22 protein-coding genes are annotated in these 21344 nt (G+C 65.2%); 8 read left to right on the plus strand and 14 right to left on the minus strand.

All coding sequences use genetic code 11. The features are described 5' to 3' along the window. Positions 1-44: 44 nt before the first annotated feature. Together ACSVDO_RS17590 and dusB are read right to left on the minus strand one after the other, a co-directional pair. The gene (locus ACSVDO_RS17590; protein WP_175502886.1) at positions 45-278 is read right to left on the minus strand and encodes a Fis family transcriptional regulator; all 234 of its coding nucleotides are present in this window, start codon (positions 276-278) and stop codon (positions 45-47) included. Then, positions 275-1336 carry a tRNA dihydrouridine synthase DusB gene (gene dusB / locus ACSVDO_RS17595; protein WP_332534887.1) on the minus strand — a complete coding sequence of 354 codons (1062 nt, stop codon included), beginning with the start codon at positions 1334-1336 and terminating at the stop codon, positions 275-277. The genes ACSVDO_RS17590 and dusB overlap by 4 nt, the downstream gene beginning before the upstream one ends. Positions 1337-1663: 327 nt before the next feature. On the opposite strand from dusB, the gene ACSVDO_RS17600 reads away from it, so the two are divergent. Genes ACSVDO_RS17600 through ACSVDO_RS17625 form a run of 6 tightly spaced genes read left to right on the plus strand, consistent with a single transcriptional unit; the run spans position 1664 to position 7185 of the window. Beyond that, positions 1664-2500 carry an STAS domain-containing protein gene (locus ACSVDO_RS17600; protein ID WP_489593705.1) on the plus strand — a complete coding sequence of 279 codons (837 nt, stop codon included), beginning with the start codon at positions 1664-1666 and terminating at the stop codon, positions 2498-2500. Positions 2501-2510: 10 nt separating this feature from the next. After that, positions 2511-2885: an STAS domain-containing protein gene (locus ACSVDO_RS17605; RefSeq protein ID WP_332534889.1), complete on the plus strand. Its 375-nt coding sequence runs from the start codon at positions 2511-2513 to the stop codon at positions 2883-2885. Continuing rightward, positions 2875-3279, plus strand: a complete 405-nt coding sequence (locus tag ACSVDO_RS17610; RefSeq protein ID WP_332534891.1) for an anti-sigma regulatory factor — start codon at positions 2875-2877, stop codon at positions 3277-3279. The genes ACSVDO_RS17605 and ACSVDO_RS17610 overlap by 11 nt, the downstream gene beginning before the upstream one ends. A gap of 29 nt (positions 3280-3308) precedes the next feature. After that, positions 3309-4277, plus strand: a complete 969-nt coding sequence (locus tag ACSVDO_RS17615; RefSeq protein WP_489593707.1) for an ATP-binding SpoIIE family protein phosphatase — start codon at positions 3309-3311, stop codon at positions 4275-4277. Between the two features lie 8 nt (positions 4278-4285). Then, positions 4286-5200 carry a sensor histidine kinase gene (locus ACSVDO_RS17620; protein ID WP_332534894.1) on the plus strand — a complete coding sequence of 305 codons (915 nt, stop codon included), beginning with the start codon at positions 4286-4288 and terminating at the stop codon, positions 5198-5200. A 5-nt stretch (positions 5201-5205) separates the two neighbouring features. Further along, positions 5206-7185, plus strand: a complete 1980-nt coding sequence (locus tag ACSVDO_RS17625; RefSeq protein WP_332534895.1) for a hybrid sensor histidine kinase/response regulator — start codon at positions 5206-5208, stop codon at positions 7183-7185. Positions 7186-7201: 16 nt separating this feature from the next. On the opposite strand, the gene ACSVDO_RS17630 is transcribed toward ACSVDO_RS17625, so the two are convergent. Further along, positions 7202-7660 carry a response regulator gene (locus ACSVDO_RS17630; protein WP_489593710.1) on the minus strand — a complete coding sequence of 153 codons (459 nt, stop codon included), beginning with the start codon at positions 7658-7660 and terminating at the stop codon, positions 7202-7204. Positions 7661-7786: 126 nt separating this feature from the next. Then, positions 7787-8350 (minus strand): hypothetical protein, encoded by a 564-nt coding sequence (locus ACSVDO_RS17635; protein ID WP_489593712.1) that lies wholly within the window; start codon positions 8348-8350, stop codon positions 7787-7789. A 119-nt stretch (positions 8351-8469) separates the two neighbouring features. Between ACSVDO_RS17635 and ACSVDO_RS17640 the strand changes: the two genes are divergently transcribed. After that, complete coding sequence (locus ACSVDO_RS17640) at positions 8470-8979, plus strand: YqaA family protein (RefSeq protein ID WP_332534901.1); 510 nt, start codon at positions 8470-8472, stop codon at positions 8977-8979. 6 nt (positions 8980-8985) lie between these two features. Here the strand turns inward: ACSVDO_RS17640 and ACSVDO_RS17645 are convergent, their stop codons facing one another. The 4 genes from ACSVDO_RS17645 to mdlC form a co-directional block, all read right to left on the minus strand. Then, on the minus strand, positions 8986-9756 hold the full coding sequence (locus tag ACSVDO_RS17645) for an anti-sigma factor (protein WP_489593714.1): 771 nt from the start codon (positions 9754-9756) through the stop codon (positions 8986-8988). An 18-nt stretch (positions 9757-9774) separates the two neighbouring features. Further along, positions 9775-10350, minus strand: coding sequence for an RNA polymerase sigma factor (locus tag ACSVDO_RS17650; RefSeq protein WP_332534905.1), 576 nt, complete (start codon positions 10348-10350; stop codon positions 9775-9777). 161 nt (positions 10351-10511) lie between these two features. Further along, positions 10512-11510: a Bug family tripartite tricarboxylate transporter substrate binding protein gene (locus ACSVDO_RS17655; protein WP_332534907.1), complete on the minus strand. Its 999-nt coding sequence runs from the start codon at positions 11508-11510 to the stop codon at positions 10512-10514. Between the two features lie 89 nt (positions 11511-11599). Continuing rightward, positions 11600-13219 (minus strand): benzoylformate decarboxylase, encoded by a 1620-nt coding sequence (gene mdlC, locus ACSVDO_RS17660; protein WP_489593717.1) that lies wholly within the window; start codon positions 13217-13219, stop codon positions 11600-11602. An 83-nt stretch (positions 13220-13302) separates the two neighbouring features. Between mdlC and ACSVDO_RS17665 the strand changes: the two genes are divergently transcribed. Beyond that, positions 13303-14226: a LysR family transcriptional regulator gene (locus ACSVDO_RS17665; RefSeq protein WP_332534910.1), complete on the plus strand. Its 924-nt coding sequence runs from the start codon at positions 13303-13305 to the stop codon at positions 14224-14226. Between the two features lie 9 nt (positions 14227-14235). Here ACSVDO_RS17665 and ACSVDO_RS17670 read toward each other — a convergent pair whose 3' ends face one another. From ACSVDO_RS17670 to ACSVDO_RS17695, 6 genes are all read right to left on the minus strand, one after another. Beyond that, the gene (locus ACSVDO_RS17670) at positions 14236-15246 is read right to left on the minus strand and encodes a sensor domain-containing diguanylate cyclase (protein ID WP_489593719.1); all 1011 of its coding nucleotides are present in this window, start codon (positions 15244-15246) and stop codon (positions 14236-14238) included. Positions 15247-15263: 17 nt separating this feature from the next. Next, a complete protein-coding gene (locus tag ACSVDO_RS17675) occupies positions 15264-17993 on the minus strand; it encodes a bifunctional diguanylate cyclase/phosphodiesterase (protein WP_489593721.1) in 2730 nt (909 codons plus the stop codon). A 257-nt stretch (positions 17994-18250) separates the two neighbouring features. Beyond that, positions 18251-18697 (minus strand): nuclear transport factor 2 family protein, encoded by a 447-nt coding sequence (locus ACSVDO_RS17680; protein WP_332534915.1) that lies wholly within the window; start codon positions 18695-18697, stop codon positions 18251-18253. 4 nt (positions 18698-18701) lie between these two features. Continuing rightward, positions 18702-19499, minus strand: coding sequence for an SDR family NAD(P)-dependent oxidoreductase (locus tag ACSVDO_RS17685; protein WP_489593723.1), 798 nt, complete (start codon positions 19497-19499; stop codon positions 18702-18704). Between the two features lie 5 nt (positions 19500-19504). Then, positions 19505-20062, minus strand: coding sequence for a DUF3833 domain-containing protein (locus tag ACSVDO_RS17690; RefSeq protein ID WP_489593724.1), 558 nt, complete (start codon positions 20060-20062; stop codon positions 19505-19507). Next, positions 20059-21342 (minus strand): MFS transporter, encoded by a 1284-nt coding sequence (locus ACSVDO_RS17695; RefSeq protein WP_489593725.1) that lies wholly within the window; start codon positions 21340-21342, stop codon positions 20059-20061. Before ACSVDO_RS17695 ends, ACSVDO_RS17690 begins: the two co-directional genes overlap by 4 nt. Between the last annotated feature and the right edge of the window lie 2 nt (positions 21343-21344).

Here is a 21344-nt window from a genome sequence, read left to right on the forward strand (position 1 = left end):
GAAGGCAGGCACGGGCGGGCCGCCTTCGAAGGAGGTTGCGCGGCTCAGAGCAATTGGTGCTCGACGAGCTTCTTGCGCAAGGTGTTGCGGTTCAGGCCCAGCCATTCGGCGGCGCGGGACTGGTTGTGGTCGGCCTGGCTCATCACCACTTCGAGCAGCGGCTTCTCGACGACGCGCAGCAGCATGTCATACATGCCGTTGGGCGCTTCGCCATCCAGGTCGCGGAAATAGCTCTCGAGGCTGTCGCGCACGGTTTGTTCTATGTTCTGGTTGCTCATGCAGTCTGTCCTGCGGATTCTTCCTGAAGCTGGGCCTGGTCGTACGCAGCCGCTGCCGGCAGCCGGTCCATCTGCGTGGCCAGTTGCTCCAGGTAGTCGGCCACGGCCTGCCATTGCACGCCGCAGTCTTCGATGGTGTTGATATGTTGGCGCAAGGCCTCCCCCCCGGGCAGGCTGCGCAGGTACCAGGCGATGTGCTTGCGCGCGCTGCGCACGCCCGTGCCTTCGCCGTAGAGGCTGTAGTGGTCCTGCAGATGGTCGAGCAGCAGGCGGCGCAGCTCGACCACCAGCGGCGGCGCCATGTGCTCGCCGGTTGCCAGGAAATGGCCGATCTCGCGAAAGATCCAGGGCCGGCCCTGGGCCGCGCGGCCGACCATGATCGCATCGGCGCCGGTATAGGCCAGCACATCGCGCGCCTTCTCGGGCGAGGTGATGTCGCCGTTGGCGACCACGGGCACGCGCACCGCGGCCTTCACCGCGGCAATCGTGTCGTACTCGGCAAAGCCTTTGTAGCCCTGCTCGCGCGTGCGTCCGTGCACGGTGAGCATCTGTATGCCCACGCCTTCGAATGCACGCGCCAGCACTTCGGCGTTCCTGTGGTCGTCGCTCCAGCCGGTGCGCATTTTCAGCGTCACCGGCACGTTGGCCGGGGCGCAGGCCTCGACCACGGCCTGGGCGATCTCCACGGCGAGCTTCTCGTTTTGCATCAGCGCCGAGCCGGCCCACTTGTTGCAGACCTTCTTGGCCGGGCAGCCCATGTTGATGTCGATGATCTGCGCGCCGCGGTCCACGTTGTAACGCGCAGCATCGGCCATCATCTCGGCATCGGTGCCCGCGATCTGCACCGCGATGGGACCGGGCTCGCCGTCATGGTTGGCGCGGCGCGAGGTCTTGAGGCTGTTCCACAGGTCCTTGCGCGACGTCACCATTTCGCTGACCGCATAGCCTGCGCCCAGCGCCTTGCACAGCTGACGGAAAGGCCGATCCGTCACCCCGGCCATCGGGGCGACAAACAAGCGGTTTTCCAGCGGAATATGACCAATGCGCAGCGCAGCCATCGACGAAGGTGGGTTGGGAAAGGGAGGCGGGAAAAAGAGGCGAGATTGTATCTGCTTAATTTTTCAGCACAAAGAATGCGGTTGAAAGCCACCGGAGCCGCATCAACTACCCCGCACGCCCGCCGCCAGCGCGGCGCGGCTTGCGCTACGGCGCTGCCTGTAGCCCATCTTTGGAGTTCGGCGAACAGCGCCTTGCTTCGTTTTCCCAGCGGTTTTTGTAGTCCGGGATGCCGACTTTCCTGCCACGGCGCGTACGGCACAGGGCGCGTCGCAAGCGTGCCCCATAATTCGGCGGACAGTAAACAGAAGTAACTTAAAGAGGCTACTGTGAGTACAAGCTATAACAATTTTGCACTGCTTTTGCAGGGCGATTCTTCGGCAGTTTTGGATGGCTGGATGGCAGCCGCAGGGGCCGCAAGCGCCTCGCCCAAGGCGCGCGCTGAAGCCAGTGCAATTTTGACCACGCTGCTGCCGGCAATCGAGTCGAATCAGACGCATGGCTCGGGCGCGGCTGCCTGGCAACCGGTGAAAGCGGCCCTGGAAAATCTGTCCGCTTCGCGTGCGGCCCAGGGCACCACGGCCGGCAACACCAGCGCTTTCGTTCTGGCGCTGAAGCAGCCGATTTTTGTCGCGCTGCAAAAACAGCTGCCCTCCGACACCCTGGCATTGGTGCAGGCCATTTCGGCGGTTTCGTCGCTGGTCGACACGATGGCGCAATGGACCATGGATGCCTACCAGCGCTCGCGCGAGCAGCTGATTTCACGCCAGCAGGAAGAGCTGCTCGAGCTGTCCACGCCCGTGATCAAGCTGTGGGACGGCGTGCTGGCCGTGCCCATGATAGGCACACTGGACTCCAACCGCACCCAGCTGGTGATGGAGGCGCTGCTGCAGCGCATCGTCGACACCGAATCGACGCTGGCCATCATCGACATCACCGGTGTTCCCACGGTCGATACCCTGGTCGCCCAGCATCTGCTCAAGACCGTCACGGCGATTCGCCTCATGGGCGCGGACTGCATCATCAGCGGCATTCGCCCGCAGATCGCCCAGACCATCGTCCATCTGGGGATAGACCTCCAGTCCGTGACCTCCAAGGCCACGCTCGCCGACGCACTCGCGCTGGCGCTCAAGCGCAACGGCTATACCTTCACCAAGACAAAATAGGTTCGAGGCCATGTACCGCATCCCAATCTTGCGCATGGGGCGATCGTTGCTCGTTACCATCCAGATCGACATGGAAGACCAGACGGCGATGGCGTTGCAGGACGACCTGGCCGAGCAGATTTCAAAGACCGGTGCCAACGGCGTGCTGATCGACATCTCCGCGCTGGAGATCGTCGACTCGTTTGTCGGCCGCATGCTGGCCGGCATCTCGGGCATAGGGCAGATACTCGATGCCACGACGGTCGTGGTCGGCATGCAGCCCGCCGTGGCGATCACCCTGGTGGAACTCGGTCTGTCGCTGGACGGCGTGAAGACGGCCCTCAATGTCACCCGTGGACTGGCGCTTCTCGAAGCGTCCGCCGAGGGAGACGCTCTTGTCGAATGACACCCAGGGCGTCGAGCCATTACGCAACGAAGCCGACATCGTGACCTGTCGCCAGGCGGTCCGCAAGCTGGTCGTCCAGCTCAAGTTCTCCCTGGTCGATCAGACCAAGATGATCACCGCGGCCAGCGAGCTGTCGCGCAACACCGTGGTGTATGGCGGCGGCGGCGAGATGGAGTGGGAGCTGGTGACCGACATGCTCAAACAGGGATTGCGTCTGCGCTTCAAGGACCAGGGGCCGGGCATTCCCGATCTGGGACTGGCGCTCAAGGATGGCTGGACCTCGGGCAAGGGCATGGGCCTGGGCCTGTCCGGCAGCAAACGACTGGTGCATGAATTTGAAATCGAATCGACCGTTGGTGTGGGCACCTGCGTCAGCGTGACCCGGTGGAAGTAGTTCAGGGCGCGAGCCACGTCGCATTTGCGATGGACGATCCGAGTTGCGTGGGCGAGGCGCGCCGGCATGTCGCGGCGATCTGCCGTGAGTTAGGCATGGACGAGGTGCGCAGCGGCCAGGCCGCGATCATCGTCAACGAACTGGGCAGCAACCTCTGCAAGCATGCGCGCCAGGGCCAGTTGTGGATCGCCGCGCGCAAAGGGCAAGCACCGGAGATCGAGATTCTCTCGGTCGACGACGGCCCTGGCATACGCGATCTGTCACAGGCCATGCGCGATGGTTTTTCCACGGCCGGCTCGCCGGGCACGGGCCTGGGCGCGGTGCAGCGGCTGGCGACCGATTTCGACGTCCATTCCGAAGTCGGCAAGGGCACCGTCATCCTGGCGCGCCTGCGAACCGCAGCGGCCAGGACGGGCGCATTCAAATGGGGCGTGGTGGCCCTGCCGGCGCCGGGTGAGACCGTGTGCGGCGACAGTTGGGGCGTGGCGTTCGACGGGCACCGCGCCGCCATGCTGGTGGCCGACGGACTGGGTCACGGAGAGCATGCGGCCGAGGCATCCATGGCGGCGGTCGATCTGTTTGCCAAGCAACCGTTTGCCGGCCTGAAGGAGGCGCTGGAAGAAGCCCATGTCATCTTGCGCATGAGCCGCGGCGCGGCGGTGACGCGCGCGCAGCTCGATGCCGAGACCAACAGCCTGCTGGCGGCGGGCGCGGGCAATGTGGCGATGCGCATCGTCAGCGGAGTGTTCAATCGCTCCGTGCTCGCGCAAAATGGCACGGTGGGCGTGCAGATGCGACGCGTGGAGGAAACAAGAATGGACTGGCCGGCGCATGCGCTGGTAGTGTGTCACAGCGACGGCCTGCAATCACGCTGGCCGCCGCAAGCCATCACAGCACTCATAGGACGGGACCCCACCCTGGCGGCTGCCGTCCTGGTCCGGGACTACGGTCGCGGGCGGGACGACGTCACCGTTCTGGTGATGCGTCGAGACGACTAGGAAACCCCATGAACGACGTGACCGGACTTGACCCTGATACCACCAGCGAGCGCAGCGATGACCTGGCGGGGGCGCTGGCCGCCGCCGAGTCGGAGCTGGTCGCCTTGCGCTCCGAACTGGAGGAGACCAACCGCGGCGTGCTCGCGCTCTATGCAGAACTCGATTCCCAGGCGGACCATCTGCGCCAGGCAACCGAACTCAAGAGCCGTTTCCTCGCCTATATGAGCCATGAGTTCAGAACGCCCATAGGCGCGATCCAGAGCATTGCGCGCATTCTCCAGGACCGTGTCGACGGGCCGCTGACCGACGAGCAGGCCAAGCAGGTGGGCTTCATCCAGACCACTTCGGCCGAGTTCGCGGACATGGTCAACGACCTGCTGGACCTGGCCAAGCTCGAGGCCGGGCGCATCGAGGTGTCGCCCGCGTGGTTCGAGATGGTGGACGTTTTTTCGGCGCTGCGCGGCATGTTCAAGCCCATCGCGGTCAATCCGGAAGTGACCTTGATCTTCGAGGAACCCGTGGACGTGCCCAAGCTGTTCTCGGACGACCGCAAGCTGGCGCAGATCCTGCGCAACTTCATCAGCAATGCCCTGAAATTCACGCTGCGCGGCGAGATCCGTGTGAGCGCCACGCGCGTCGGCGAAGACTCGGTACAGTTTGCGGTGTCAGACACCGGCATAGGCATTGCCTCCCAGTTCCATCACGCGATTTTCCAGGACTACACGCAGATCGACTCGCCCATCCAGAAGCGCCTGCGCGGCACCGGCCTGGGGCTGTCGCTGAGCAAGCGCCTGGCCCAATTGCTGGGCGGCGACGTGGCCGTCCAAAGCGAATCACAGAAGGGATCGACGTTCTACGTCACCATTCCCATCACTTTGGCGCTGCAACCCGCCACGCCAGCGGATCAGCATACTTCCCCCTAAGCCATATGCAGCCCACCTCCGCCAGGCTCAATGTCAGCATAGACCGGTCCCTGCACACCGTGCTGGTCGTCGACGACAATCCCGTCACCTGCTATGCGACCTCGCGCTCGCTGCGCGCCGCAGGCTTTCGCACGATTGAAGCCGATACCGGGCAAAGCGCGCTCGACCTGTCGCTGGGCGACATCTCCGCCGTTGTTCTCGACGTGCATCTGCCCGATATCGGCGGCTTCGAAGTCTGCCGCGAAATCCGCGAGCGCGAGACCACGCGCTCGCTGCCCATCGTTCATCTGTCGGCCGCGTTCATCGCGGACACCGACAAGGTGGCCGGCCTGGACGCGGGCGCGGACGCCTACCTGACCCACCCCGCCGAGCCCGCCATGCTGGTCGCGACCATACAGGCCCTGGTGCGCGCGCGGCTCGCCGAGCAGAGAGTGCATCAGAGCGAAGCCAAATTCCGCTCCATCTACGAACAGGCGCAAAGCGGCATCGCCCTGATCGACGACCTGGGCCAGTTCGTCGACGCCAACCCCGCCATGCTGGAAATGATGGGGCGCAGCGCCAAGGAGGTGCTGGGCCGCGCGGTGGCTGAATTCTCCGCGCCCGGGCATGAGGCACACATCCAGCACATCATCACGGCACGCAATGCCCAATCGCTGTGGCGCGAGGAAGTGGTTTTCCTGGACGCCGACGGCAAGCTGCTGCATCTCGAATGGAGCATGGCGGCCGGGGTGGGAAGCGAGCTGCGCGTCGCCGCGGTGTCGAACGTCTCCAATCGCATAGCGCTCGAACAGGAACGCGAGCTGCTGCTGGAAAGGGAACAGGCGGCGCGCGCCGCGGCCGAACGCTACAGCCGCTCCAAGGACGACTTCGTCGCCGTGCTTTCGCACGAGCTCAGAAACCCGCTGAGCGCCATCATGATGAACGTGCACCAGTTGCTGCGCCGCTCCCCGCCCGAGGAGTTCGCCAAGAGCCTGGATGCGATCAAGCGCAACGCCAGCACGCAGGCGCGCATCATCAGCGATATTCTGGATGTCTCCAGAATCAACTCCGGCAAGCTGGCGCTGGAGCGCGAATGGATAGAGCCCGGCACGCTCATTTCGTCGTCGCTGGATTCGCTCAAGGCATTCATGGAGGCCAAGCATCTGACGCTGAGCCTCGACATCCCCAACAACAGCATCAAGGCATTCCTCGATCCGGCGCGGTTCCAGCAGATCTTCTGGAACATCCTGAACAACGCCATCAAGTTCTCCAACGAAGGCGGGACGCTGGAAGTCATTCTGTCGACCAGAGACAGCCAGCTGCTGCTGACGGTGCGCGATCACGGCAAAGGCATAGAGCCGCTGTTTCTCGACCGCATTTTCGAGAAATTCACCCAGGTGGCGACGCCTGGAAGCCGGTCCGCGGGCGGCCTGGGCCTGGGCCTGTCCATCGTGAAGCACCTGGTCGACCTGCACGGCGGCGAGATATCGATCACCAGCGCGGGACTGGGACTGGGCACCAGCGTCAGCATCACCCTGCCCCAAGGTCTGGTCGGGGATGAACCGTCACCGGGCAACGATGCAGGCGCCATGTCGGGCGGGGCCGAGGATCTGCTGGGCATGCGCATTCTGGTGGTCGAAGACGACAGGGAAGCCGCGGACCTGCTGGTGCTGATTCTCCAGGAGCGCGGCGCGACGGTCTCGATGGCCGGCGACTACGAGACGGCTGTCGCCGCGCTCAAGGCGCAAGTCATCGACATGCTGGTCAGCGACATCGGCCTGCCCGGCAAGGACGGCTACGATCTCATTCGGTATGTGCGCGCCTCGCAGGACGCCTATGCCGGCGTGCCGGCGATTGCGCTCACGGCTTTCGGCCGTGAAACCGACAGGCAGCTGGCCATGGACGCAGGATTCAACTTCCACCTGGCCAAGCCGCTGCAGCCGCAAAAGCTGCTCGACGCCATCAAAGCGCAGAGCGCCGGCAAGGCGCGCGCCAGCGCGCCCTGAAGCCGGCGCGCGCCAGCTACGGCGCGCTGGGGGATAGAGCGCTTTCTATGCGGCACAACGCGGCTTCGAGCTCCTCGGGCTCCACGCTCTTGAGCAAGGACCGCACGTTGGGGCCTATCGTGGCCAGGCCATGCAGCATCTCATAGCCTGAGAACAACAGCACATGCCGCTGCGCGTCATGCCGCAGCCAGTGCTTCGCCAAATCGGTGCCGGACATGCCGGGCAGACTGACATCGGTGATGAGCACATCGAAGCGCGCACAGTCTTCCAAGGCGAGCGCGGCTTCGGCATGCGGCAGGGAAACGATTTCGCGATGCCCGGCTTCCATCACCGCAGCGACACCCTCACGGATGTCTTCGTCATCTTCAACGTACAGGTACGAAATCACGCTGCGGCACTCAGAAAGCGGAAAAGCTGCATTGGGCACATAGGACTTTCCATAGACCCGCATTTTCTCCGAATTGAAGCCCTTCACTGATAAATATTGTCAGCTGGCCTGCAGGTCGCTGCGCCCGCAGGCTGCAGCCGCTAGCCTGGCCGCTGCCTGGCCGCTGCCTGGCCGCTGCCTGGCCGCTGCCTGGCCGCGGCCAGGTTCGGCGACTCAGCGGGGCACGAATGCCCACCATCTGTCAGGCACGGCACGCAGGCCTTCGCGGCCCATGAGCGTGCGCAGCCAGGCGCGGTTGTACAGCACGTCGGGCGACAGCGCATCGTCTGGCGGCTGCACCAGGGCCGCGGCGCGCACGCGCTGCGCGCGGCCAGACGCGGCCTGGGGCGCGGCACTTCCCATGTCGAGCAGTTCGCCATCGGCCAGCGGTCCGCGCACGGTCTTGGCGGCGCGCACGCCATCGACGACCAGCACCGCGACCGCGAGCACCTGCCGATCGGCTGCGGCCTGCGCGCTCGATGCAAGCTGCGGGCAGCCGAGCACGCGCAGCGCCATGCCGTCGCGTGCCAGCGTGGCGTGCACCGCCTGCAGATGCGCGCGCTGGCCGGCCAGACCCCGGCACTCGGTCTGCGACAGCACCGAAGCGATCTGCGCCGTAGCCGCAGACTCGCCCTGCCCGGCCACGCCCTGGGGGGGCAGCGCCGCGCAACCGGCCAGCCCCAGGGCCAGCACGCCCACGCCACTGCAGACCCAGCTGCAGCCCCTCGCCCTGTCCATTTCTTGTTCTCCAGGCATAGCGCAACACCTCTCTTTGTTTCGTCAAGTAACCACCTTAACCGTGCTCGGCACAAAGACAAGCCAGTCCAGGCCTACACTTGCGTCACATGGAAATCTGGTTGCATCAGTTGTTGGAATGGTTGTCGCTGCCGCAGTTCGGGCTGAGCACGGTATTCCTCGTCGCCCTGATCTCGGCGACCTTGCTGCCGCTGGGCTCCGAGCCTGCGGTCGCGGGGCTGCTGCATCTCAACCCCGATCTGTTCTGGCAGGCGATTCTTGTCGCCACGGCCGGCAACACGCTGGGCGGGGCGATCAGCTGGTGGATGGGGCTGGGAGCGCACAAGGCCTGGCATGCGGCCAGGCAGCGCCGTCTGATCGATGGCGGGCCGCGCACCGGCAAGGCCGCGCGCCAGCCTTCGCGCCATGAGCGCAAGGCGCGCATCTGGCTGCGCCGCTTCGGCGCCAAGGCCTGTCTGCTGAGCTGGCTGCCGCTGGTCGGCGACCCGCTGTGCGCGGTCGCGGGCTGGCTGCGTCTGCCGTTCTGGCCATGCCTGCTCTACATGGCCATTGGCAAGTTCTTCCGCTACCTGCTGATGACCAGCGCCATCATCTGGATCTGGCCGACCTGAGCTCGGTCACAGATCCTTGCGAATCAGCGCGCCGGTAAACAGCACCGGCCCCGTGGGTCCGGTTTCGCTGGGCACGCCGCCCTTGGGCTCCAGGCTGATGGCCAGCGTGGGCACGGCCTGCACCTGGGCTTCGCGCGCCGGCAACTGCTCGATCCGCCCCTGGCCCAGCACGCCCAGCGAGCGCGGCGCGCCCTGGGGCGGCAAGGCCCAAAGTTGCAGCGATCGGTCCGCATCTTCGCGAAAGCCGCCGACGCGCTGCAGCACCAGACGGTTCTGGCGCGCATCGAAGGTCACCAGCATCGACGGGTCCTGCTTGCCATCGGCAAGCACGGCCACATACTGGATCTGCGGCGTGGCCTGCGCTATCTGCAGCTGGCTTTGCAACTGCGCCAGCTGCTGGGCCGTGGTCTGGCGCAGTCCCTGGTGCGACCACAGGCCCACGGCAACGGCGGCCACCGTGGCAAACGCACCGGCCCAGGCCGCATTGCGCCACCAGGAGAGCCGGCGTTCGGGCACGGCCCGCGTGCGCGCAGCGCGCGCCTTTTCGGCCTGCAGCAGATTGTCGATGCGCGTCCAGACCGCGGCATCGGGCTGCACCGGCGCCTGCACTTCGGACAGCGCAGACCAGCGCTCCTGCCACAGCAAGGCCGTGGCACGCACCTGCGCATTTTCACGCGCCAGTTGTTCGAAGCGCCGGCGCGCGCCGCCACGCAATGTGCCCAGCGCATGGGCTGCGGCAAGGCGGTCGAGCAATTCAGTGTTCTGTATCAGATTCATGGTCAGCGCTCCTCGCGCTCATACATGCCGCGCCATGCATTTGCGCAATTGCTCCAGGCTGCGGCGCACCCAGGTCTTGACGGTGCCCAGCGGCAGTTTCAGCTGGCTGGCCAGCTCGCTGTGGCTCAGGTCGCGCAGATAGGCCAGGCTCACCACCTCGCGCTGGGCCTGCTCCAGCCGCTGCATGCACTGGTGCAGCACCAGCGCCTGCTCGCTGGCCTGCGCCAGCTGCATCGGGCCGAGCGCGTCGCTGGCCGGCAGAAAACCTTCGGCATCGTCGAGCGAGACACTGACATGCATGCGCTCGGCGCGGCGCCGGCGCAGAAAGTCCAGCGCGCGGCTGCGCACCACCAGTCCCATCCAGGCCAGCGGCGGGCTCAGCGAAGCGCGGTAACTTCCGGCATTGCGCCAGATGCCCAGGAAGCTCTCCTGCAGCACATCCTCGGCCCATTCCTTGTTGCCGAGAATGCGCAATGCCAGCCCGTAAAGGCGGGCGGCACTGTGCTCATAGAGCTGCTTGAGCGCAGCTTCCTCTTGCACGGCAATGCGGTCCAGAAGGTCCATCAGTTCGCTGTCCGGTGTATTGGCGCTCATCCACACATTGTGCGTAGAAGTGCCGGTTTGCAGACGCGCTGTTGGTTTGCTGCCAACCCAGGAAATCGTGTCTTGCATACTTGGCTATACGCAGGCAATAAGCCATTGGATTCAGCAACGATGGCGACCGGGCCATGACGGCCCTTCGACGGCGGCTTCTGTCAGTCCGCCTTGAGCCCTATGCTCTTGACCAGTTCGCCGAAGCGCTCGGCCTCGACCGCGTGGTGGTCTATGAACTGCTTGCGCGTCATCACCGCCGGCGTTGCGCCCAGGCCGGCAACGATGTCGCGCACATTTTTCTGCTCCATCGCCTTGGCAATGCCGTCGCGCACCTTGTTGACGACCACGTCGGGCACGCCCGTGGGCGCGTAGATGCCGAACAGCGTGTCGGCGTCAAAGCCCGGCAGGCCGCTTTCGGCGAGCGTGGGGACATTGGGGTACTGGGGCGAGCGCTGCGGGCTGCCCACGGCCAGCAGGCGCAGCTTGCCGGCATCGACATGCTTGAGGCCCGGACCCGGATCGAACCAGTACTGCAGCTGGCCGCTGATCACATCGTTGAGCGCGGGCGCCGCGCCGCGGTAGGGTGCATGCACCGCATCGACCTTGGCCATGCGCTTGAACATCTCGCCCGCGAGATGCGGCGAGCTGCCCTGCCCCGGCGAGCCGTAGCTGACCTTGCCCGGATTGGCCTTGAGGTACTGGATGAACTCGGCGACGTTCTTGGCCGGCACATCGGGGTGGGTCTCGAGGTAGACATGCACGCGCGCCACCGCCGCGATGGGCGTCAGATCGCGCGCCGGGTCGAAGGCCAGCTTTTCGTAGATCATCGGATTGATCGTGATCGCGCCGCCGGAGCTGAGCAGCAACGTATAGCCGTCCTTGGCCGCGCGCACGGTCTCGGCGATGCCGATGTTGCCGCCCGCGCCGGGCTTGTTCTCGATGATCACGGGCTGGCCCAGCGTCTTGGACAGCTGGGGCAGGATGGCGCGCGCCAGCACGTCGGCCGCGCCGCCGGGCGCGAAATTGACGACCAGGCGCACGGGCTTCTCGGGCCAGTTCTGGGCCGCGGCGGGCAGCGCAAAGCTGCCCAGCGCGGCCACGGCGAGCGCCGAAAAGGCCTTGAGGCCCTGGCGACGCGTGGCATGGGAATGGAATGTCATGATGTCTTGTCTCCTTGTGAATTTCTTGTTGTTGCGCGCCGCTGGCCGCGCGCCGCTAGCCGCGCGCCGCTAGCTGCGCGCCCCCCGGCTCAGGCCACTTCGACTTCGACGAGCATGGGGCGCGGCGCGGCGATCGCCGCCTCGAGCACGGCGCGCAGCTGCAGCGCATCTTCGACATGCACGCCGTCGCAGCCCTGGGCCCTGGCCAGGCCCACGAAATCGATGTCGGGCAGCTCCGTGCCCTCGACCTTCTCGCCGTCGCGGTAGCCGAACACCTTGGCGAATTCCTGCAGCGCCGCGTAGCGCCGGTTCTTGAGGATCACAAAGGTGATCGGCAGGCGCAGCTGGGCCGCGCTCCACAGCGCCTGGATGGCGTACATGCTCGAGCCGTCGCCGATCACGGCAATGACTTTCTTCGCCGGCTCGGCCAGCGCCACGCCCACGCCCGCGGGCATGCTGTGGCCCAGGCCGCCGCTGCACATGGTGTAGAAAGTGCCGGAATGGAAGATAGGCAGATGGGCCTGGATGGTCGAGCGCGAACTCGGCGCCTCCTCGACGATGATGCTGCGCGGATCGCGCACCTCGGCCAGCGTCTGCATCGCCCAGGCGACCGACATGCGCTGGCCGGCTGCGGGTGGCTGGGCGCGCGGCGCGGCAGCACGCCTTGCGGGCGCCGCGCGCGGGGCCGGCGCGGGGCGCGTGAGCAGCTCCTGCACGCCCAGGCGGATATTGCCTATGGCCGCCGTGCCCACCGGGGCCCAGGCGGCAATTGCCGGGTCCTCGATCAGCTGGTACAACGCCGCGCCTTGCGGAATGTGCGGGCCCTGGCCTTCGACATGGTAGGTGAAGGTCGCCGCGCCGACGGCAAACACCACGTCGTGGCCGCCGAGCAGCTGCACGATGCGCTCGCGCATCGCGGGCAGGAAGCCGGCAAACAGCGGATGGTCCTCGGGAAAGCTGCAGCGCCCCGACATCGGCGCGACATAGACGCGCGCCTGGTGGCGTTCGGCCAGGGCGACAACCGCGTCCCAGGCCGCGCCGCGGTCCACGGCCGCGCCCACGACCAGCGCGGGCGCGCGCGCGCCGTCGAGCGCCGCGCCTATCATGTCGAGCACGCGCGGGTCGGGCCGGCTTTCAAAGCCGACTTCGCGCACCGCGATGGGCTCGGCCGGGTGGTCCCAGTCATCGGCGGGAATCGACACCAGCACCGGGCCACACGGCTCCTGCATGGCGATGTAGTAGGCGCGCGCCAGCGCCTGCGGCACGTCCTCGGCACGCGCCGGCTCGCAGCTCCATTTCACATAGGGCTTGGGCAGTTCGGCCGCCTGACTCGAATGCAGGAACGGGTCGAACTGCAGGATGGAGCGCGCCTGCTGGCCCGCGGTGATCACCATGGGCGTGCGGTTCTTGAACGCAGTGAAGATGTTGGCCATCGCATGGCCCACGCCAGCGGCCGAATGCAGATTCACGAAGCTGGCGCGGCGCGTGGCCTGGGCATAGCCGTCGGCCATGCCGACGACCACGGCCTCCTGCAGGCCCAGCACATAGGAGAAGTCCTCGGGGTAGTCGCGAAACAGCGGCAGCTCGGTCGAGCCCGGGTTGCCGAAGATGCGCGTCATGCCGAGCTGGCGCAGCAGGTCGATCACCGCGTGGCGCACGGTGAAGGAGCTGGGATCGGGGGCGGAATTCTGGGGGGTTGTCTCTTGCATTTCGGTTCCTTGGCGTACAGCGCATCGTGCCCGCGGTCATAATTTCCAGCAACTGCATAAACCATCTAAGAGATATTCATCCCATGGATATAAACCGGCTGGACCTGAACCTGCTGCGCGTGTTCGATGCGGTCTACCGCCACCGCAGCGTGAGCCATGCGGCCGAGGAGCTGGGCCTGTCGCAGCCTGCCGCGAGCCAGGCCGTCACACGGCTGCGGCTGCTGCTGGGCAATGCGCTGTTCGAGCGCGTGCATGGCGGCGTGCGCCCCACGCCGCGCGCCGAGCGCCTGGCGCTGGTGGTGCGCGAGGCGCTGGCCGCGCTCGAAGTCGGCCTGGGCGAAGCCCAGGACTTCGATCCGCGCGCCGCGCAGCAGGTGTTTCGCATACATCTGAGCGATATCGGCGAAGCCCGCTTCCTGCCCGCGCTGATGGCGGCGCTGCGCGCGCGCGCGCCGGGCATACGCATAGAGACGCTGCCCCTGCCCATGGACGCCATCGCCGATGCACTGGACCGCGGCACGCTGGACGCGGCCATAGGCTTTCTGCCCGGCGTGCTGAGCACCGAGCGCAGCGTGCTGCTGCAGGACCACTACTGCGTGCTGCTGCGCAGCGGCCACGCGCTGCTGCAAAAAGGCCAGAACGCGCGTCTAGGCATCAAGGCGCTGCGCCAGCTCGAGTTCGTCGCCGTGCGCTCGCACTCGGAGACGCTGCGCATCCTGCAGGCGCTCGAACTCACGCACCGCATCCGGCTGTCGGCGGCCCACTTCCTGGCCGTGCCGTCGATCGTGAGCCAGACCGATCTGGCCGTGATCATGCCGCACGAGATCGCCGCGGGCTTCGTGCGCGGCGGCGGCTATGCGGTGGTCGACGCGGGCTTGCCCGACCACCGCTTCGAGGTCTCGCTGCACTGGAGCCGGCGCTTTTCCCAGGAGCCGGCCAAGGTCTGGCTGCGCGCCTGCATCGAGGAGCTGTTCAGCCAGCCGCAGCGCGCCATGCCGCGCACCTGACGCCGCCTGTCAAAGCATCCCGGCGCTGCTGGTGCGGCGGGGCTTGCGCAGGGCCTTGTCCGCATACATGGCCCCATCCGCTGCGGCCAGGGCCTCCTCCATGGAGTCGTACGCCAGGCGGAGCGCAGACCCGACGGAGGCGCGGATCTCGGCCTGCGCCAGTGCTTGCCTGAGCCGCTCCTCCATCTGCAGCGCTTCGCGCTTCGATATGTTGGGAACCAGAACCGCGAATTCATCGCCACCGATGCGCGCCACCACGTCCTTGCCGCGGAACTGGCTGCGAATCAAAGTGCCGGCGGCACGCAGATGGGCATCGCCGGCCTCATGCCCGCCAGAATCATTGATCAGCTTGAGATCGTCGAGATCGATCATGATGATCGCCGAGTTCTGAGTGATTCTATGCAGTGCATTTTCCTGATCGTGGAGCGCCCATTCCCAACCACGGCGATTGGCAAGCCCCGTGAGCAAATCAGTCTCGGCAACATACTTCAGGCGTTCGGCCTCGCGGCGCGAGTCTTCCGCGTCCGCATAGCTGATCTGCAAGGTGCTCAGCGCCCGGGCCACAGTGCAGACCAGGAATTTCTGCGCGTAGGTCAATGGCTGCTGCGGGCTGGGATCAAGGGCGCACAGGGTCCCCGACAACTCGCCGTTTTCCTTCCACAGGGGCAGGCCGATGTAGGCGCCGATCGGCAATCCCACCTGTTGGTTGATGGGCGCGGCCTGGTAGACGCCAATCTTCTGGGCATCCTCGGCGAAGAAGGGCCCGTCACCCCGCACCATATGCTTGCAATAAGTATCGCTCCACGAAAAAAGCTTGCCGCGCTTGGCTCCATAACTGTTGTCGAGGCTGTGCACCACGACCCAGTCATCATCCTCGAGCGTCGTCACCATCCATAGAGCAAACGGTATGTGCTCCTTCAGGCATTGCAGCAGTTCCCTGTGAGCCTCCTCTATGCTTTCGAAGGCACTGGCATTGCAAAGCGACAGGAGTTCATCGTCTCTTGTTTTTTCATCCATCATTTTCTGCCGATTTCAATTCATGTTTTAACAAAACCAACAAAATCCAAGCATGAAAGCGGGCGTGAAAACAGATAGCCCTGGAAACTCCTGCATCTGCTGTCCAGCAGGAATTGATGCTGGGCCAAAGTCTCCACGCCTTCGGCAATCACATCCAAGCCCAGGCTCTCCCCTAACGATATGATGGTGCGCACAATCGAAGCGTCGCCGCTGTCAGTCATCAAATCCCGCACAAATGACTGATCGATCTTCAACTGATCCAAGGGCAGACGCTTGAGGTAATTCAAGGAAGAATACCCAGTTCCAAAGTCATCGAGGGAAAAATAAACTCCAATGGATTTCAGCAATCGCATTTTCTCAGCAATGCTGTCGACATCCTGAGCCAAAATACTTTCCGTCAGCTCCAACTCAAGCAACTCAGGATTTATCCCCGTTGAATGGATGATGGAAAGCAGATTTCCCACAAAATCCGGATGGTGAAACTGTTTCGCACTGACGTTGACCGCCAGCCTGAGTGTTGACAAATCAGGGTCGGTTTTCCAGGCCGACAAGGTGTCACACGCTTTGCGCAAAACCCATTGTCCCAGTTGAAAAATAAATCCGCTGCCTTCCGCCATCTCGATGAACTGCGATGGCGGAATCGGGCCCCTTTCGGCATGGGTCCAGCGGCACAGAACCTCGGCACCCATGACCTTGCCTGTCACTCCCACCTGGGGCTGATAAAGCACATGAAACTCATTTCCAGCAAGTCCTGCGCGCATATCCTGCACCAGACCCACGCGCTCCGCCATGACTTTCTGCAGCTCCCTGTCGAAAAACCTGTATCCATTGCGTCCATCGCTTTTTGCGTGGTACATCGCGGAATCTGCACCGCTGATTATTTCATCCAGGGATTTCTGGCCTCCATCAAAGACCGCGATACCTATGCTCGCTGAAATCCTATGCTCCCTGAGATCAACAGCAATCGGCATCGATATCTGCGCCAATATTTCCTGGCAGATTTTTTCCGCGCCGGCTCTGGCCAGCGCGAGAAACTCTCCCAAGCCTGTCAGGATGACAATCAATTCGTCGCCGCCGAACCTGGCCAGGATATGGGGATCACCCACCACGCTCCTGATTCGGCAAGCGGCCTGCCGCAATATCTCGTCACCACATTGATGACCCCACTGGTCATTCACAGACTTGAATTTATCAAGATCTATCATCAGCACGGCGCCGAAAACCTGCTGTATACCGGTCTCGTCGAGTATCTTTTGCGCCGACGCCAGGAAATTCCGCCTGTTGGGAAGCCCGGTCAAAATGTCGAAATACGCCAGATGCTGGGCCTGCTGCTCCGCGCGCGTGCGCTCAGTGACATCTCTGGACAGAACGATGAATCGGGCCGCGGCATCATTGAAAGTCTGCTTTCTTGCAATCGAAAGCTCGAAGGTGCGAGTGTCATCGCCCAGCGGGATTTCAAGACGACTGCCGGTGCTTCTGCCCGAAGCATTTGCCTCGCGTATGGAGCGATGCACGACCTCTGCGGCCGCGGGAGGAAGAATGTCCCATACCGTGCGGTTCAGCATCTGATCCGCCGGCATGATGAAACCGGCTTTGTTGCTGGCGCGCAGTTCGAGATAGCGGGCATCCAGGTCCATTTCAAACAGCAGATCCGGGATGGCGTCCAGTGTGCCGTTCAAGTCTTCAGTCACCTCCCGCATGCTGGCGGTCATCTGCAGTGCCAAGGCCTCGGCGCGATTGCGCGATGTCAATATCAAAAAGACGATGTACCCCAGGGAGATGCTCAGCAGTGCGCCGATGGCGGCAATCCAGTGATGCGTTGCCGTATGCTGTGCCCCTACGTAGTTCGTCGTCGGGTCTATCCTGAAGTGCCATTTCCTGCCGCCAAATTGCAGATAGTCCGAACTGGAGAATTCGGAATCGACAATTCGCGTTGCATCAATCGTCGCGCCATCCAGGAATCCATGCAGTAAGACCTCCCTGCCCCCGGCTTCCTTTTCAAAGAACACCAGTTGCAAGCCTGGCGGCAGGCTCGCCGCGATTGGCTGGAGAACATCGGCCAGGCGAAAAGGAACATCCACCCAGCCGCTCAGCGCTTTTGGGGCTTCAGGCGCTCCTGGCGCCTCCAACCGGCTCAGCCCCCTGTAAACCGCCAGATACAGCACAAATCCCGCGACCGGCGCGGCGGACGCATCTTGCACCAGCGATATCTTCTCGGACGCGACCAGATCGCCGGTCTCGCCCGCCAGTTCCGCTGCAGCGCGCGCGCGTTCCACAGTGAAGATATCGAAACCTATGGAATTCCTGTTGGCTTCCAGCGGCTCCATGAACATGATGGGCGCATGGGTGCGCAGCACACCGGCAGAAGCTGCCTCATACATCTGCGGCGGTGCGCGAAACAGCGGCATGGCACTGTTTTGCGCATTGCGGCCGGAGCGCAGTTTTGCGAAACCCACACCCTGCAGGCCCGGGGAAATCGCCTGCAGGTTCAGCGAGCGCACAAATGCACGGAACTCGCTCGCAGTGACCTCCTGCGATGCGTCAAGAAAGCCTTTGACGCTGCGGGTGATCAGATCAAATCCATTGAACTGATTGCTCAGCAGGGATTTCACATTGCCCACCTCGAAGGCTATCTCCGAGCGCACTTCCTGCTCCACGAGCTGATTCCTTGAAATCCAGTAGCTCACGGGGATGCACATGGCCAGCAAGGCGGTGATCGCTGCAATCGCCAATGCCTTGGCATTGGCCATGGAATCGACCTCGGGCATCACTTGTGAACGCAACTGCGAGGGGATGGATGCGCAGGGCTTCACTGATGGACCCTTCGTGACAAATATTTCTGAATCGCGCTGGCGCAGCCCTAGTGTTCCGAGTGCAGTGGCATCGTAAGCCAAACCCCAGAACTTGAATTCCTCGTTTGGAAATTTTGCGCAACTATCGATTCGCGGAGAAGATTCCTTTTGGCGGCGGCAGGCAAGACTCGATCGGCGACTGCGCGTGGCAGGCCTCACGGCGCCGGGCGCGCCGCCAGCCGGCGCTGCAGCCAGCGCATCAGCGCGCCCAGCACCGGCAGCTTGGCGTAAAGCTCTTGCGCCGCATCCCAGTAGTCGCGATGCAGGTCCACGCTGCCATCGGCCGCGAAGTGCAGATGGGTCGCGCCGCGTATGCACATCTGCGCACCGCCGGCGCGCTCGAACAGGAACTCCCAGGTCAGAAAGGCCTGGTCGCCTTCGCTCACGGCCTGGTCCACGATGAAGCGCGGCGCCTTGACGGTCGCGAACATATGTTCGAACACGCAGCCTATCGCGGCCCGGCCCTGGACTTCGTTGAACGGGTCCTTGAAGCGCGCCAGCGGGCTGTAGAGCGCGAGCAGCGCGGGCACGGTCTCGGCGCGCAGCGCTTCATAGGCCAGCACCACGGCAGCCAGTCGGGGGTCGGAGGAAAACGTGGGCATGGGATCAGGCTCCGGTGGTGCGGCGCACGGCGGCGAAGTACCAGGCATCTGGCAGGCAGCGCAGCAGCCGCACCCAGGCGGTGAAGCGGCGCGGAAAATTCATCTCGAAACGCCCGCGCGCCCAGCCCTGCAGCATGCGCGCGGCGGCCTCGTCGGCGCTGATGAGGCCGGGCATGGGAAAAGCGTTCTGCGCGGTCAGCGGCGTCTCGACAAATCCCGGGTTGACGATGGACACGCCTATGCCGCGCGGCTGCAGATCGAGATAGAGGTTTTCGGCCAGATTGTTGAGCGCGGCCTTGGTCGGCCCGTAGGCCAGCGACATCGGCAGGCCGCGGTAGCCGGCCACGCTGCCGACCAGGCTCAGATGGCCCTGGCCTGCGGCCAGCAGCTGCGGCAGCACGGCGTCCAGCAGATGCAGCACGCCGCCGTAATTCACGGCCAGATGCTGCTGCATCTCGGCCAGATCGAAGGCCGTCGCGCTCTGCGCACGGTAGTGGCCGGCGCAATACAGCAGCAGCGCCAGCCCCTGTCTCTGGCCGACCAGCGAGCGCACCTGCGCGGCCGCGGCATGCATGGCCTGCAGATCACCCACGTCCAGCGGCAGCGCGACGCAACCCGGGTGGCTGGCGACGAAATCCGCGAGCGCGGGCGCCTGGCGGGCCGAGACGATCACGCGCGCGCCTTCGCTGTACAGCGCCGAGGCCGTGGCGCGGCCTATGCCAGAAGACGCGCCTATGACCCAGACCCAGCGGCCGGTCCAGTCGCGCAGGGGCGCGTTGAGAGGGGCTCCGAAGAAAGGCATGGTGGTCAGTCCTTGGGCGGCTTGTCGAACGCCAGCGTGATGTCGCCCAGGTGCAGGCCGAACTTGGTCATGGCGGTGCGATTGAGCAGCACGCGCGCGTCCATGCGGTACATCCAGTCGTCGAGCTCGACGTTCCACACGCGGCCATCGACGGGCAGGGCCAGCGTGTACTTCCAGTGGAAGGCATTTCCCGCGCTCTGGCCCACGGCCTCGCCGATCACATCGTCGGCGCGCCCGGTATAGCGGCCGTCACCCAGGTGCTTGAGATGCCACACGCGGCGCTGCGTCGTGCCGTCGCTGTAGACGAAATGCTCGTCGAGCGTGCCGTTGTCGCCGTCCCAGCGGCCGCTCATCTGCACCGAAAAGCGCTTGACCACCTTGCCCGAGCGATCGGTGAACATGCCCTGCGCCGTGAGCGGGCCGCTGAAATACTCGCGCAGGTCCAGCACGGGCGTTTCCTGCGCATAGTCCTTGACTTCGGGGCCGGCGCAGCCCGCGAGCAGCGCCGACAAGGCCAGGCCCAGGGCCGCGCGCCGCGGCAGCGCAAATGTGGATGGCTTCATGTCGTGTATCTCCAGGTGGGGTTGTGGCGTTCGGCGAACCAGAGCGCCAGCGCGGCGCCCAGCTTCAACAGGCAAGGCAGGCCCGCGTAGAGCCAGGCCAGGGCCTGAAGCGCGGCGGCGTCGGTGCTGCCGCTGCGGTAGCCGGCCCACGACAGCAATGGCAGCGCCAGGCCTGCGGCCAGCGCAAGATTCAGTTTGGTGGCGCAGGTCCACCAGCCCAGATAGCGGCCTGCGTCGCGCCCGCCCGCGCCCGCCTGGTGGATCACGCCGGTCAGCAGCGCGGCCGGCAAGGCCAGGTCCGCGCCCAACGCCAGCCCGCTGGCCACGCAGATCACGGCGAACAGCGCGCCATCGCCCGCGCCCAGCCAGGGCGTGCCGACGAAGGCCAGAACGCTCAGGCCCATGCCCGCGCGCCAGCTTGGCGCCAGGCCCCAGCGCGCGACCGCGCGCACCCACAGCGGCAGCCCCAGCGCCGCGGCGCCAAAGTAGCCCAGCAGGAACAGCGGCTGCCACTGCGGCGCCTGCAATCGGTCGGCGACAAAGAACGGCAGCAGCGTCGCGGGAATCGCGCTGGCCACGCCGTTGAGCATGAACACCAGCATCAGCCAGCGAAAGTCCGCATTCGCCCAGGGCGAGCTGCGCGAGAAGTCGGCCGATGGCGACGCCTGCGCGACTGCCGCCACCTGCACGCGGCGCAGACTCCAGAGCCCGAGCAGCAGGCCCAGCGCCAGCAGCGCGCTGGTCGCGTCAAAGCCCAGCCACAGCGGCAGCGCGCTGGCGAGCAGCACGCCGACCAGCGTCGCGCCTTCGCGCCAGGCCGTGACGCGCGCGCGCCAGGCCGGCGCCCCGCCCCAACGCGTGCCCCAGGCCTGATGCAATATGCAGACCGCGCTATACGCCAGCGTGGTCAGCAGCAGCGCACCCGCGAGCCAGGCCAGCATCGCCGTCTCGCTGCCCTGGGGCGGATGCCACAGCGCGGCAAAGCCCAGCGCCAGCAGCATGCAGGCCAGCGTCGCGGCCCACCAGGCATGGAGCTGGCCGCGCGCGAACAGCCGATCGGCCAGGCGCCCCAGCGCGGGATCGATCAGCGCATCGAGCGCGCGCGTGGCCAGCAGCACGCCGCCCAGCGCCGCGAGCGGCGCGCCGGCGACGCTGGCGTAATGGTGCGGCAGGTTCACGTAGAGCGGCAGCGACACGAAGGCCAGCGGCGCGGCCAGCGCGCCATAGGCCAGGCCCGTGCGCCAAGGCAGTTGCGGGGAGACGTGAACGGCGGTGGCCATGG

The organism is Comamonas sp. DB36 (genome assembly GCF_057914905.1).

Bases quoted from the DNA above. Each gene is read 5' to 3' on its own strand.
- ACSVDO_RS17590 (WP_175502886.1), bottom strand. From the start codon at position 278: ATGAGCAACCAGAACATAGAACAAACCGTGCGCGACAGCCTCGAGAGC.
- dusB (WP_332534887.1), bottom strand. From the start codon at position 1,336: ATGGCTGCGCTGCGCATTGGTCATATTCCGCTGGAAAACCGCTTGTTT.
- ACSVDO_RS17605 (WP_332534889.1), top strand. From the start codon at position 2,511: ATGTACCGCATCCCAATCTTGCGCATGGGGCGATCGTTGCTCGTTACC.
- ACSVDO_RS17615 (WP_489593707.1), top strand. From the start codon at position 3,309: ATGGACGATCCGAGTTGCGTGGGCGAGGCGCGCCGGCATGTCGCGGCG.
- ACSVDO_RS17620 (WP_332534894.1), top strand. From the start codon at position 4,286: ATGAACGACGTGACCGGACTTGACCCTGATACCACCAGCGAGCGCAGC.
- ACSVDO_RS17625 (WP_332534895.1), top strand. From the start codon at position 5,206: ATGCAGCCCACCTCCGCCAGGCTCAATGTCAGCATAGACCGGTCCCTG.
- ACSVDO_RS17635 (WP_489593712.1), bottom strand. From the start codon at position 8,350: ATGGACAGGGCGAGGGGCTGCAGCTGGGTCTGCAGTGGCGTGGGCGTG.
- ACSVDO_RS17645 (WP_489593714.1), bottom strand. From the start codon at position 9,756: ATGAATCTGATACAGAACACTGAATTGCTCGACCGCCTTGCCGCAGCC.
- ACSVDO_RS17650 (WP_332534905.1), bottom strand. From the start codon at position 10,350: ATGAGCGCCAATACACCGGACAGCGAACTGATGGACCTTCTGGACCGC.
- ACSVDO_RS17655 (WP_332534907.1), bottom strand. From the start codon at position 11,510: ATGACATTCCATTCCCATGCCACGCGTCGCCAGGGCCTCAAGGCCTTT.
- mdlC (WP_489593717.1), bottom strand. From the start codon at position 13,219: ATGCAAGAGACAACCCCCCAGAATTCCGCCCCCGATCCCAGCTCCTTC.
- ACSVDO_RS17665 (WP_332534910.1), top strand. From the start codon at position 13,303: ATGGATATAAACCGGCTGGACCTGAACCTGCTGCGCGTGTTCGATGCG.
- ACSVDO_RS17670 (WP_489593719.1), bottom strand. From the start codon at position 15,246: ATGATGGATGAAAAAACAAGAGACGATGAACTCCTGTCGCTTTGCAAT.
- ACSVDO_RS17675 (WP_489593721.1), bottom strand. From the start codon at position 17,993: ATGGCCAATGCCAAGGCATTGGCGATTGCAGCGATCACCGCCTTGCTG.
- ACSVDO_RS17680 (WP_332534915.1), bottom strand. From the start codon at position 18,697: ATGCCCACGTTTTCCTCCGACCCCCGACTGGCTGCCGTGGTGCTGGCC.
- ACSVDO_RS17685 (WP_489593723.1), bottom strand. From the start codon at position 19,499: ATGCCTTTCTTCGGAGCCCCTCTCAACGCGCCCCTGCGCGACTGGACC.
- ACSVDO_RS17690 (WP_489593724.1), bottom strand. From the start codon at position 20,062: ATGAAGCCATCCACATTTGCGCTGCCGCGGCGCGCGGCCCTGGGCCTG.
- ACSVDO_RS17695 (WP_489593725.1), bottom strand. From the start codon at position 21,342: ATGGCCACCGCCGTTCACGTCTCCCCGCAACTGCCTTGGCGCACGGGC.